The organism is Microcoleus sp. B4-C1 (assembly GCF_036705285.1).
GTDB lineage: Bacteria > Cyanobacteriota > Cyanobacteriia > Cyanobacteriales > Microcoleaceae > Microcoleus.
Window position 1 is genome coordinate 20,063 of the sequence record NZ_JAUBUC010000073.1, and the last position, 12,490, is coordinate 32,552.

A 12,490-nucleotide genomic window follows, 5' to 3' on the forward strand; every position below is an offset into this window, starting at 1 on the left:
TTTAGATTTTAGATTTTAGAATTGAAGCATTCACCCCACGAATAAATACGTTCGGCAAGTTTCATCGGATACAGGTTTTTTATTTTTCCACGGATGAATCCGGGGGCTTGTATCCTGGATGCTTTCGGTAAAAAATCAAAAAAATCAGTAATTGTGCAGTCTACCACGGCACTCCTCGCGCATCAGAAAAATCTGCATCTAGAACCACCCCCGCATCGAATACAGCATCAGTTAAATCAGCTTTTCTAAACGACGTTATCGACAATTTTTCTATCTGTTCAACAGCGATAAAAAAGCCGATCGCAGTTAACCCCAGAATTACCCCAGAAACCAAAAATAAGACAATTCCCCTGAGAGTATCTCCGCCCAAAAATGTCACAATACCGCTAGCCCCGATCGCAGCAGCAGCCCCAGCCACAGCCCCCGCCACAATTCCAGCCTCGCACCGAGTCGCAGCAATCGCCGTCGCAGCGGTTCCGGCCACCGCCGCAGCCCCCGCATCTGCCCCGGCAATCAGTCCAGTCAAAGCCCCAGCCGCCGTCACTGTCACCGCTGTCACCCCAGCCCTAGCAATCAAATTTCTCACCCGCCTGCGGCTTTGTCCGGTTCTGACACCCTGAAAATTTGCCCCCCTCAAAATCGCCCCGGTGAAATTGCAGCCTCGAATGTCGGAACCGCTGAAATTCGCCCCTGACAAGTCAAGCCCTTTAAAAGAACGGTTCCGCAAGTTTTGGTTAGCAAAATTGAGATTTCGAGGTAAAGTCATTCGATTTTAGATTTTAGATTTTAGATTTTAGATTTTAGATTAACCAACGCATTGCGCCTAGGATTTTAGATTTTAGATTATAGATTTTAGATTAAGCAACCGCAGGGCATTTAGAATAAAGCCTGTGGTTTATAACAAGTTTCCATGTCTCCCATCTCCGAATCCCCATTTTCCCCGGAACAAATTGCCGGTGAAAGACTCACACCTGAAGAATATCAAGAAATCGTTCAGCGTCTAGGCCGCCATCCTAATAAAGCTGAATTGGGAATGTTCGGCGTCATGTGGAGCGAACACTGCTGTTACAAAAATTCGCGGCCACTATTAAAACAGTTTCCCACAGAGGGCGATCGAATTCTCGTCGGGCCCGGAGAAAATGCCGGCGTCGTAGACTTGGGAGAAGGCTTGCAACTCGCCTTCAAAATTGAATCCCACAACCACCCCTCAGCAGTCGAACCTTTCCAAGGTGCAGCAACCGGTGTCGGGGGGATTCTCCGCGATATCTTCACAATGGGTGCTCGCCCGATCGCACTTTTAAATTCCCTGCGTTTTGGCAACTTAGACGATGCTAAAACTCAGAGATTGTTCAAAGGCGTAGTATCGGGAATTTCCCATTATGGAAATTGCATCGGCGTGCCCACAGTTGGCGGCGAAGTTTACTTCGATCCTGCTTATTCCGGCAACCCATTAGTTAACGTCATGGCCTTGGGTTTAATGGAAACTCAAGAAATCGTTAAATCTGGGGCATCCGGCATCGGAAATCCCGTGCTTTATGTCGGTTCAACTACCGGGCGAGATGGCATGGGAGGAGCAAGTTTTGCCAGTGCCGAATTGACCGACAAATCAATGGACGATCGCCCCGCAGTCCAAGTAGGAGATCCATTTTTAGAAAAATCCTTAATTGAAGCTTGTTTAGAAGCATTCAAAACCGGTGCAGTCGTCGCCGCCCAAGACATGGGCGCGGCCGGAATCACCTGTTCCACATCAGAAATGGCAGCCAAAGGCGGCGTCGGCATTGAATTCGATTTAGACAAAGTTCCCGTTCGAGAAAGCGGCATGATTCCCTACGAATACCTGCTTTCGGAATCCCAAGAACGGATGTTGTTTGTTGCCCAAAAAGGACGCGAACAGGAATTAATCGATATTTTCCACAGATGGGGATTGCACGCCGTAGTCGCGGGCACAGTTATCGAACAGCCGATCGTCCGAATTCTCTTTAAAGGCGAAATCGCGGCGGAAATTACCGCCACTGCTTTGGCAGATAACACCCCAATTTATCACCGAGAACTGTTGACAGAGCCGCCCGAATATGCTAAAAAAGCATGGGAATGGACAGCAGATTCGCTGCCACAATCCACAGTTGCAGGTATCGAAATTAACGGCAATTTCCAAACTTGGAATCAGATTTTGCTGACGCTTTTAGATACTCCCACCATCGCTTCTAAACGCTGGGTTTATCGCCAATACGACCATCAAGTGCAAAACAATACTGTTGTTTTACCGGGAGGCGCTGATGCTGCGGTTGTCAGATTGCGTCCGCTAGAATCTTGCCAATCTTCTGTTGTTAAACAGGGATTGGAAGAACCCCCCCAACCCCCCCTTGCTAAGGGGGGGCTACAGAGCAAAGATGCTGTTTCTGAAGTTTCTGAAAGCAAACAGGAAGAAGAGGTAATTCCTTTATTTACAAAGGCACAAGGTAGGGAAACTCCAAAAGTTTCTCCCCCCCTTAGCAAGAAGGAAGCGCCCCTGGGAGTTATTCCCGGAGTTGCTGCAACGGTTGATTGCAATTCTCGTTATGTTTATCTCGATCCTTATGAAGGTGCAAAAGCAGTCGTAGCGGAAGCAGCGAGAAATTTGAGTTGTGTGGGTGCTGAACCTCTCGCAGTTACTGATAATTTGAATTTTGGCAGTCCTGAAAAGCCGATCGGATATTGGCAGTTAGCGTCAGCTTGTCGCGGGATTGCTGATGCTTGTCGGGAGTTGGGAACGCCTGTTACTGGCGGCAATGTTTCTCTTTACAATGAAACTGTTGATGCTGAGGGGAATCCTCAACCAATTTATCCGACTCCGGTAATCGGAATGGTGGGGTTAATTCCCGATTTGACCAAGATTTCGGGCCAAGCTTGGCTAAAGAAAGGTGATTTAATTTATGTGCTGGGAATTGGTGAATCATCCCAAAACTCAGAACTTCCATCTGACAGCTCAAAAATCGAAACTTCTCCTACTTTGGGAGGTTCGGAATATTTAGCAGCAATTCACGGGATTGTAGCTGGGAAACCGCCAAGGATAGATTTTGAGTTGGAAAGAAAAGTGCAATCGGTTTGTCGCGATGGAATTCGGCAAGGTTGGGTATGTTCTGCCCATGATTGTGCGGAAGGTGGAATTGCGATCGCCCTCGCGGAATGCTGTATCTCTGCTAAAATGGGTGCGGAAATTCATCTCAATTGTAATTCGGCAAATGTCCGCCGCTGGGATGAAATTTTGTTTGGTGAAATGGGCAACTGCATTGTAGTTTCAGTCGCACCGAAAAATCAAGAGATTTGGGAGGCTTACCTGCAAGAACATTTGACCAAAATGTGGCATAAAATTGGTTTAGTTTGCTGTGCTGAATCACCTTTGCGGGTTGTGAGTGCTGACAATCAAGTGTTAATTGAGGTGGCGATGGGTGAGATGGGCGATCGGTTCTATAATGCGATCGAGCGTCGGATTGCATCTGTTTGACAACGTGAAGTTTCGATCCCCCTAAATTCCCCTTAAAAATGGGGACTTTGAATACTCTTATCCCCCCCTTAAGAAGGGGGGCTAGGGGGGATCTCCGGGTTTAAAACACACCCTAGATCCCCGACTTCTTACAAAATTCACGATTCTTGCAAAAACATATTACAGAAGTCGGGGTTCTTAGACACTATACAATATAAACAATATCATTCATAAAACAAATGATTTGCTGTATCAATCCCAACTGCGAAAAGCCTGACAACCCCGACGGACAAAGATATTGCATCAGTTGCGGGCTGGAACTCGTTCCCATCCTGCGAAATCGCTTCCGCATGATCAAACTCCTCGGTCAAGGTGGCTTCGGCAGAACCTATTTAGCAGAAGATATTGATAGACTAAATCAACCCTGTGTCGTTAAACAATTAGCACCCAATCTCCAGGGAACTTGGGCGATTAACAAAGCCGTAGAATTATTTCAGCAAGAAGCCAGACAACTGCAACAGCTAGGACAGCATCCCCAAATTCCATCACTAGATGCCTACTTTGAAGACAACAAATATTTGTATCTCGTACAACAGTTTGTGGATGGGGATAATTTGTTGATGCTTTTCCAAAATCAGGGAATTTGGCAAGAAAACCAAGTTAAGCAACTATTACTCGAACTTTTACCTGTTCTCAAGTTTGTTCACGAACAAAAAATCATTCACCGAGATATTAAGCCTGAGAATATTATGCGCCGTCGCAGGGACGGTGTGTTCATGCTGATTGATTTCGGAGTTTCCAAACAGTTGTCGGGAACAGTGATGTCGAGACTGGGAACGCGAATTGGTTCGGATGGTTATGCACCATTTGAACAAATGAAATCGGGTGAAGCTTATCCAGCCAGTGATTTGTTTAGCTTGGGGGCGACGGCTTTTCATCTACTGACGGGGATACATCCTTCTGATTTGTCGGTGGAACAGGGTTATAGTTGGACTGGAAATTGGCAGCAACATTTGAAAAGTCCCATAGACAAGGGATTGGAATTGATTTTATCTAAGTTGTTGGCAAAAGATATCCAGCAGCGCTATCAATCAGCAGATGAAGTTTTCAAAGATTTTCAACGTCAGTCAAGACCGAATTTTATACAGACTTTAAAAAGGTTTGACTTTGACCCGGTAACAGTTGAGGTGCGGGGTAATATAAGTAGCCGTCAACGCTGTCAAGCACAATTTTTTAGTGAAAATTTAGGTAGCGGTGCAATCTTAGACATGGTAGCAATTCCTGGTGGCAGTTTCGTGATGGGTTCCCCCAATACGGAAGCAGGGCGAAGTAACAATGAAGGGCCGCAGCGTACTGTTAATATCTCTCCTTTTTTTATGGGTAAATATCCCATTACTCAAGAACAGTGGGAAGTAGTGATGGGGAATAACCCTTCTGATATCAAAGGTTTGAAACGTCCTGTAGAACAAGTAAGCTGGAATAATGCTCTGGAATTCTGCCAGAAAATTTCTCAAAAAACCGGCAAGATTTATCGCTTACCTTCGGAAGCCGAATGGGAATATGCTTGTCGCGCCGGAACTACAACGCCTTTCTATTTTGGCGAAACAATTACCCCAAATTTAGTTAATTATGATGGCAATTATCCCTACGGTGCTGCGCCGAAGGGACGTTACCGCAAACAAACAACGGATGTGGGGAGTTTTCCGCCGAATCCGTTTGGTTTGTATGATATGCACGGGAATGTTTGGGAATGGTGCAGCGATAAATGGCATGGTAATTATAACGGCGCACCGACTGATGGAAGTTCTTGGGAAACTGGAACAGATAATAACCGAGTGCTGCGTGCTGGTGCGTGGAACTGCAATACGGTCTATTGCCGTAGTGCCTATCGTGGCAGGAATTGGGCGGTCCATCGCAGCAGGCACCTCGGTTTTCGCGTGGTGGTAACGTCGGTTTCTTCCTCGTCCTAGTTTCCGCGTAGTAGTGGTAGGGTGCGTCGCATCAAAAATGTGTAAGGAAGATCGAAAATTTCACAGCGACGCACCACACAATAGTAAGGTGCGTCGCATTAAAAATCTGCAAATTGCCTAGAAAATTTCACAGCGACGCACCCTACAAATTAGGCTAATTTTTTCAATCGCCCTATCAATCGTCGATTCAATCGCCCAGTCAATCTATACAATATAAACAATATCATTCCTAAAATAAATGATTTGCTGTATCAATCCCGATTGCCCCAATCCTCAAAACCCGGACGGGCAAACATATTGCATCAGTTGTGGCCTTCAACTCGTACCCATCCTGCGAAATCGCTTCCGCATGATAAAACTCCTCGGTCAAGGTGGCTTCGGCAGAACCTATTTAGCAGAAGATATTGATAGACTAAATCAACCCTGTGTCGTTAAACAATTAGCACCCGATGTCCAGGGAACTTGGGCGATTAACAAAGCGGTAGAATTATTTCAGCTAGAAGCTAGACAACTGCAACAGCTAGGACAACATCCCCAAATTCCCTCACTAGATGCCTACTTTGAAGACAACAAATATTTGTATCTCGTACAGCAGTTTGTGGATGGGGATAATTTGTTGACGCTTTTCCAAAATCAGGGAATTTGGCAAGAAAGCCAAGTTAAGCAACTATTACTCGAACTTCTACCTGTTCTCAAGTTTATTCACGAACAAAAAATTGTTCACCGAGATATCAAGCCTGAGAATATTATGCGCCGTCGCAGCGACGGTGTATTAATGCTGATTGATTTCGGAGTTTCTAAACAGTTGTCGGGAACAGTGATATCGCGACAGGGAACGCAGATTGGTTCGCATGGTTATGCACCGCTTGAACAAATGCAAGGCGGTGAAGCTTATGCAGCCAGCGATTTGTTTAGCTTGGGGGCGACGGCTTTTCATCTACTGACGGGGGTACATCCTTATGGTTTGTGGACGGAACACGGTTATAGCTGGACTGCAAATTGGCAGCAACATTTGAAAAGTCCGATAGACAAGGAATTGGAATTTATTTTATCTAAGTTGTTGGCAAAAGATATCCAGCAGCGCTATCAATCAGCAGAGGAAGTTTTAAGAGATTTTCAACCTCAGTCAAGACAATCTCCCGCACCGACACCAATACCCACAATTCCTGTGATTCCACAGCACTCTTTGCCGTTACGAACTAACACAACAAGGCGAGGTTTCTTGCAATTAGCGGGTTTTGCTGGGGGAGGCTTTGCATTAGCTGTGCTGGGTCAAAGTTTGTTGAACAACAAATCTTCTTCATCTTCACCAAATCTTCCACCTTCATCCAACAAGGAGGCCCCATCTCCTAAATCATCAGCTCAAAAATCATCTCCAAAAACTACAGCCAAAAGTTCATCGCCCAAACCATCTCCACAATCTGTAGCAGAAAGTCCATCGCCCAAACCATCTCCAAAACCCGCACCAGAAACTCCAAAATCTCAGCCATCTTCCAATGCTTTAAAAAGCTTTACTTTTGAAACAGTGACAGTCAACTCAACGGGGCAAATTGCCAACCGCCGTCAAGGAAAAGCACAGGCTTTTATAGAAAATATTGGCAATGCTATTACTCTAGACATGGTAGCACTTCCTGGCGGCAGTTTCTTGATGGGTTCGCCCGATACGGAAGCCGGACGAAGTAGTTATGAAGGGCCGCAGCGTACCGTGAATATCCCTGCTTTTTTTATGGGTAAATATGAGATCACTCAAGAACAATACCAAGCGGTGATGGGAAATAACCCTTCTGAGTTCAAAGGTGCGAAACTTCCTGTCGAAAAAGTAAGCTGGAATGACGCTGTGGAATTCTGCAAGCGGCTTTCTAAAAAAACAGGCAAGACTTATCGCTTACCTTCACAAGCGGAATGGGAATATGCTTGCCGCGCCGGAACTAAAACACCTTTCTATTTTGGTGAAACAATTACGCCGGATTTAGTTAATTATAATGGCAATAATCCCTACTCTGGGGCATCGAAGGGACTTTACCGCAAACAAACAACTGATGTCGGGAGTTTTTCACCCAATGCTTTTGGACTTTATGATATGCACGGAAATGTTTGGGAATGGTGCAGTCATCTCGACAACGATCGAAGCGATCGCCGCGTGCGGTGTGGCGGTTCCTGGAAGGACGCTGCGGTGAATTGTCGCAGTGCGTATCGTCTTAGCAATGTGGCGGGCGATCGTTACTCGGACATCGGTTTTCGCGTGGCTTTGGTTTCCGCGTAGTCTCTGGTTTTCGGTTCTTTGCTGTAGTCTCCCGCGAGGACTTTTCTTTTAAGGCTGGGCGGTTTCAACCTGGTTGAGAAATATAGTCCTTGACGCATCAAAACCTTCATAACCGGGTTTTTTGGGGTTTTTGCGGTCTGTAGCGCGTCTTCTGGGCAAAAAAACCCGGTTTCTGACTACCCGTGCATAAGTCCTATAATAGTTCAAATATGCCAAGCTCACACATTAGGAAGGATAAAAAATATGACCCTCAATCTTCCTCTTCCCGATTCAATTGAAAATTTTATTAACGAACAAGTGGCAATCGGAGGCTACAGTAATGCAGCGGAATACATCTTGCACCTAATTCGCCAAGAACAAGCAAGAGCCGCGCGGGTTGAGTCGTTATTGTTGGCTGGTTTGGATAGTGGCAATTCTATAGAGATTACCGATGATTGGTGGGAGCAAAAACGCGATCAGTTGGTGCAGAAACTTGACCCACAGCAGCAATGACTAAACGGATTGTCATTACACCAAGAGCAAGTCAAGATTTAGACGAAAATTTTGCTTATATTGCTCAAAATAATCTTGATGCTGCATTGCGTTTTTTTGATGCAGCACGTCAGACATTTGCGAGATTGGCTCAAATGTCGGGAATGGGTCGCCTGTATCCGGTTAAAAATCCACGGTTGGAGGGTTTGCGAAGATTGTCAGTTAGGGGGTTTGAGAATTATCTGATTTTCTATCTGTCTTTTGATAACTATATTGAGGTAGTGAGAATTCTGCACGCAGCGAGAGATTTAGAGGAAGTTTTGTCAGGAGATGAAGCTGATTGACTTTGTAGAGTAGGAAAATTTTTCAGGCTGCCAAATCTCCATCCCACGGTTCACTCCTGTCGGTATTACTTAATACTCGATCGCCCCCAAAATGACATTACATGGCCGCACAGATTCCCATGATGATATAGTATGTCAATCTCACAGAAAAGTCAAGCTCGATCGCCCTTAAATTCTAATATTTCAAAAAGCTCATCAAGCAATTTCCTAATTTATTTTCCATTGCACGATCGCCAATCTCTTCAGTCTGGCGTTGCGCTGACTTCGTTTGACAATCGCCCCAGCCATCGCCCCAGCCCTCGCCCCAGCCATCGCCCCAGCCATCGCCCGCTGTTAATTAAGGTTAATATAGGATTTGGGGGCGATCGATACTACAATGCCATTAAACGCCGCATCGCTTCTGTCTGAAATGCTACACGATTTGGAAATAATGACAGATCCGTGGCAAGATTAAGGGAATGTTAAGTTATGCGACGCCTTCGCAAACAAGATTTCCCGCTGAAACTGTCCCCCTAACCCACCTTCCCCATTAGGAACCCACCCATCTATGATTCCCAACCATTCCTTCGCGGCTGACGAGCATTCTAGCAAACCCGACAAGCCCGAGGAAGCTTGTGGCGTTTTCGGTATCTACGCACCGGGTGAAGATGTCGCCAAGTTGACCTACTTCGGTTTGTATGCTTTGCAGCACCGCGGTCAGGAATCAGCAGGAATTGCCACCTTTGACGGTGAAAAAGTCCACCTGCACAAAGATATGGGACTGGTTTCCCAAGTCTTTAACGAATCGAGTTTAGGTCACTTGCCCGGTAACTTAGCCGTAGGGCACACTCGCTACTCTACTACCGGCTCCTCGCGCGTGGTCAACGCTCAGCCTGTGGTTGTCGAAACTCGTTTGGGAAGTCTGGCCCTAGCACATAACGGTAATCTTGTCAATACTAAAGAATTGCGCGAAGAATTGCTGTCTCGGAAGTGCGAATTTGTCAGCACGACGGATTCAGAGGCGATCGCAGTGGCGATCGGTTCCGAGGTAGACAAGGGCAAAGACTGGCTGGAAGCAGCGATCAGTGCCTTTGGTATGTGCCAAGGAGCCTTTAGTTTGACGATCGCCACCCCTAAAGGCGTGATGGGAGTCCGCGACCCCCAAGGCGTCCGCCCGTTGGTAATTGGCATCCTCCCCACAACTCCGGTACGATACGTTTTAGCATCGGAAACTTGCGGCTTGGATATTATCGGTGCTGAATTTTTGCGGGACGTAGAACCCGGGGAATTAGTTTGGATTACAGAGGAAGGTATGGCTTCCTTCCACTGGAGTCAGCAGCAGAAGCGCAAACTTTGTATCTTTGAAATGATCTATTTTGCTCGACCGGACAGCCAGATGGAAGGTGAAAGTTTGTACAGCTACCGACTGCGGATCGGGCGTTTGTTGGCAGCAGAATCTCCGGCTGATGCTGATATAGTTATCGGCGTTCCCGATTCTGGAATCCCGGCGGCGATCGGCTTTTCTCAAGCTTCCGGCATTCCTTACGCCGAAGGATTGATTAAAAATCGCTACGTCGGGCGCACTTTTATTCAACCGACTCAGACAATGCGTGAGTCAGGAATCCGCATGAAACTCAACCCTCTCAAAGATGTGTTGGAAGGGAAGCGGGTAATTATTATCGATGATTCGATCGTGCGCGGTACTACCAGTCGCAAAATCGTCAAAGCCTTGCGGGATGCTGGCGCAACAGCAGTTCACATGAGAATTTCCTCGCCACCGGTGACTCATCCGTGTTTCTACGGTATCGACACCGACAATCAAGATCAGTTGATTGCTGCTACTAAGTCAGTCGCAGAAATCGGCACCCAAATTGGGGTTGATTCCTTGGCTTTCTTGAGTTGGGATGGAATGCTGAAGGCGACTAACGAAGACCCGATGAGTTTTTGTTCAGCGTGTTTCACCGGTGATTATCCGATCGACGTTCCAGAAATGGTAAAACGGTCTAAGCTCATATTAGAAAAGGCTGGAACCTAGAAAATCCCACAGCGAAAAAGCGATCGCCCGTCACTTTCCGCAATTTATGGATTTTCAAGTTTTTCTGGTAAGTCATTGCCAGAATGTGTGTAGAAATGTTACATTAACTTAGCTTTAGCAATTCTTGCAGAATTGGTGAACTGTAGTGAACAGTCGCTTGGGTAGAACTTGTGTGAAACCCAACCCTCGGATTGGAGATTTGAGATTTGTGCTTGAATCTAAAATCGCCAATCTAAAATCGATGGTTTTTCCCTACACTCTCGTTCACAATTCCTGCTCGAAACGCTGTATGCTACCTGCAGACTGGAGGTAGTTCCTCCAGATGTCCACTCTCAGATGGAAGTCGCATTTCGCACCAACAACGGGCACATGAGATTTTTTCAGATAACAGGGTCGATCGCACTAATTTTTCCGACACAAGTATTCCACAAGCCAACTTGCTTGAGAATCGCGGACGGGCTATTCATGCGAACTAAAGAACTTTAGAAACCCTTGCAGAGTAAAAATATGGCTCCTTGCAGTTTGAATGTTACCTCACCTGCATAGGGCATACAACCCCCCGACATGAGTCGGGGAGAGCCAAAAAATTTAGATTTTAGTTTAAGCCCCCAGATTCATCTGTGGAGTAAATCTAAAATCTAAAATCTAAAATCTAAAATCGATTGACTGTTAAAAGAAGGCGGAATGCGGTTTCTCAAGTCAGCTTAAATCGGAAACTTCGTGCAATCAAATACTGTTCTCAATCCCGCGAGCAATCCAGGCTCATCCTCTCGTACAGCAGAGTTACCTTTTACTCTTCAAGATATCAAGGCAGCCATTCCAGCCCACTGTTTTGAGCCCTCGGCATGGAAATCTCTGGCTTATTTCTTTTTAGATATTGGCATCATCGCAGGTTTGTATGCGATCGCCTACACCCTGGATTCCTGGCTCTTTTATCCAATCTTTTGGTTGATGCAGGGAACCATGTTTTGGGCATTGTTTGTAGTGGGTCACGACTGCGGACACGGTTCATTTTCTAAGAGCAAATGGCTCAACAACCTGATCGGACACCTGTCCCACGCTCCAATTCTCGTGCCCTTCCACGGTTGGCGGATTAGTCACAGAACCCACCACGCAAATACAGGCAGCTTAGATAACGATGAAAGCTGGTATCCGGTATCGGAAAGCAAATACAATCAAATGCCTTGGTACGAAAAGCTAGGACGCTTTTATTTGATGTTATTTGCCTATCCAATTTATCTATTTCGCCGATCGCCCGATCGGGTAGGTTCTCACTTCATGCCCGGTAGCCCGATTTTCCGTCCGTCCGAAAAATGGGATGTGTTGACAAGTTCCGCATCCTTGGTACTGATGGTAAGCTTTTTAGGCGCGCTAACCTATCAGTTTGGTTGGCTGTTTTTACTCAAGTTCTACTTGGTTCCCTATGTAGTGTTCGTGATGTGGCTGGATTTGGTAACATTCCTGCACCACACTGAGGCGGATATTCCTTGGTACCGCGGAGATGATTGGTCTTTCTTGAAAGGTGCATTGTCTACGATCGATCGCGACTACGGAATCATCAATTCCATCCATCACGATATCGGCACCCACGTAGCCCACCACATTTTCTCGACAATGCCGCACTATCACTTGAAGGAAGCAACGGAAGCAATTAAACCAGTGTTGGGCGATTATTATCGCAAGTCAACCGATCCAATTTGGAAGAGCTTTATTCGCTCTTACTGGGATTGTCATTTTGTCTCCGATACAGGTTCTGGAGTTTACTACGAATCACCTAACAGTCGGCGATCTGCTGAAGTTAAGTAGTTTAAATAAGCAATAGAAGAGGTAAAAACTCGGCTTCTTTAAGAAACCGGGTTTTTCTTTTTTATGCGTGTTTGATAAGGATCGCGAATTAAATAACTTACAATTTTAATTGTTATTGTGGGATGGGCGTCCCGCCCGTCCTTTTTGGACGGGCGGGAC

Annotated in this window: 9 protein-coding genes; 8 read left to right on the top strand and 1 reads right to left on the bottom strand. The window is 46.1% G+C overall.

Annotation, left to right across the window (positions count from 1 at the left end; genetic code table 11):
- Window positions 1–160: 160 nt before the first annotated feature.
- Window positions 161–766, bottom strand: coding sequence for a pentapeptide repeat-containing protein (locus tag QUB26_RS23940; RefSeq protein ID WP_333241697.1), 606 nt, complete (start codon window positions 764–766; stop codon window positions 161–163).
- Window positions 767–910: 144 nt separating this feature from the next.
- Between QUB26_RS23940 and purL the strand changes: the two genes are divergently transcribed.
- From purL to QUB26_RS23980, 8 genes are all read left to right on the top strand, one after another.
- Window positions 911–3,484 carry a phosphoribosylformylglycinamidine synthase subunit PurL gene (gene purL, locus QUB26_RS23945; protein WP_333320002.1) on the top strand — a complete coding sequence of 858 codons (2,574 nt, stop codon included), beginning with the start codon at window positions 911–913 and terminating at the stop codon, window positions 3,482–3,484.
- A 218-nt stretch (window positions 3,485–3,702) separates the two neighbouring features.
- Window positions 3,703–5,433, top strand: a complete 1,731-nt coding sequence (locus tag QUB26_RS23950; protein ID WP_333241693.1) for a bifunctional serine/threonine-protein kinase/formylglycine-generating enzyme family protein — start codon at window positions 3,703–3,705, stop codon at window positions 5,431–5,433.
- Window positions 5,434–5,671: 238 nt separating this feature from the next.
- Window positions 5,672–7,696, top strand: a complete 2,025-nt coding sequence (locus tag QUB26_RS23955; RefSeq protein ID WP_333241691.1) for a bifunctional serine/threonine-protein kinase/formylglycine-generating enzyme family protein — start codon at window positions 5,672–5,674, stop codon at window positions 7,694–7,696.
- A gap of 243 nt (window positions 7,697–7,939) precedes the next feature.
- The gene (locus QUB26_RS23960; RefSeq protein WP_333241689.1) at window positions 7,940–8,188 is read left to right on the top strand and encodes a type II toxin-antitoxin system ParD family antitoxin; all 249 of its coding nucleotides are present in this window, start codon (window positions 7,940–7,942) and stop codon (window positions 8,186–8,188) included.
- Window positions 8,185–8,511, top strand: a complete 327-nt coding sequence (locus QUB26_RS23965) for a type II toxin-antitoxin system RelE/ParE family toxin (protein WP_333052477.1) — start codon at window positions 8,185–8,187, stop codon at window positions 8,509–8,511. Before QUB26_RS23960 ends, QUB26_RS23965 begins: the two co-directional genes overlap by 4 nt.
- 132 nt (window positions 8,512–8,643) lie before the next feature.
- Window positions 8,644–8,919, top strand: a complete 276-nt coding sequence (locus tag QUB26_RS23970; protein WP_333241687.1) for a hypothetical protein — start codon at window positions 8,644–8,646, stop codon at window positions 8,917–8,919.
- A 139-nt stretch (window positions 8,920–9,058) separates the two neighbouring features.
- Complete coding sequence (gene purF / locus QUB26_RS23975; protein WP_333241685.1) at window positions 9,059–10,525, top strand: amidophosphoribosyltransferase; 1,467 nt, start codon at window positions 9,059–9,061, stop codon at window positions 10,523–10,525.
- Between the two features lie 720 nt (window positions 10,526–11,245).
- Window positions 11,246–12,331 carry a DUF3474 domain-containing protein gene (locus tag QUB26_RS23980; RefSeq protein WP_333241683.1) on the top strand — a complete coding sequence of 362 codons (1,086 nt, stop codon included), beginning with the start codon at window positions 11,246–11,248 and terminating at the stop codon, window positions 12,329–12,331.
- Window positions 12,332–12,490 lie beyond the last annotated feature (159 nt).

Excerpts from the sequence above, each read along its gene's own strand:
- QUB26_RS23940 (WP_333241697.1), bottom strand. The coding sequence starts at position 766 with ATGACTTTACCTCGAAATCTCAATTTTGCTAACCAAAACTTGCGGAAC.
- purL (WP_333320002.1), top strand. The coding sequence starts at position 911 with ATGTCTCCCATCTCCGAATCCCCATTTTCCCCGGAACAAATTGCCGGT.
- QUB26_RS23950 (WP_333241693.1), top strand. The coding sequence starts at position 3,703 with ATGATTTGCTGTATCAATCCCAACTGCGAAAAGCCTGACAACCCCGAC.
- QUB26_RS23955 (WP_333241691.1), top strand. The coding sequence starts at position 5,672 with ATGATTTGCTGTATCAATCCCGATTGCCCCAATCCTCAAAACCCGGAC.
- QUB26_RS23960 (WP_333241689.1), top strand. The coding sequence starts at position 7,940 with ATGACCCTCAATCTTCCTCTTCCCGATTCAATTGAAAATTTTATTAAC.
- QUB26_RS23965 (WP_333052477.1), top strand. The coding sequence starts at position 8,185 with ATGACTAAACGGATTGTCATTACACCAAGAGCAAGTCAAGATTTAGAC.
- QUB26_RS23970 (WP_333241687.1), top strand. The coding sequence starts at position 8,644 with ATGTCAATCTCACAGAAAAGTCAAGCTCGATCGCCCTTAAATTCTAAT.
- purF (WP_333241685.1), top strand. The coding sequence starts at position 9,059 with ATGATTCCCAACCATTCCTTCGCGGCTGACGAGCATTCTAGCAAACCC.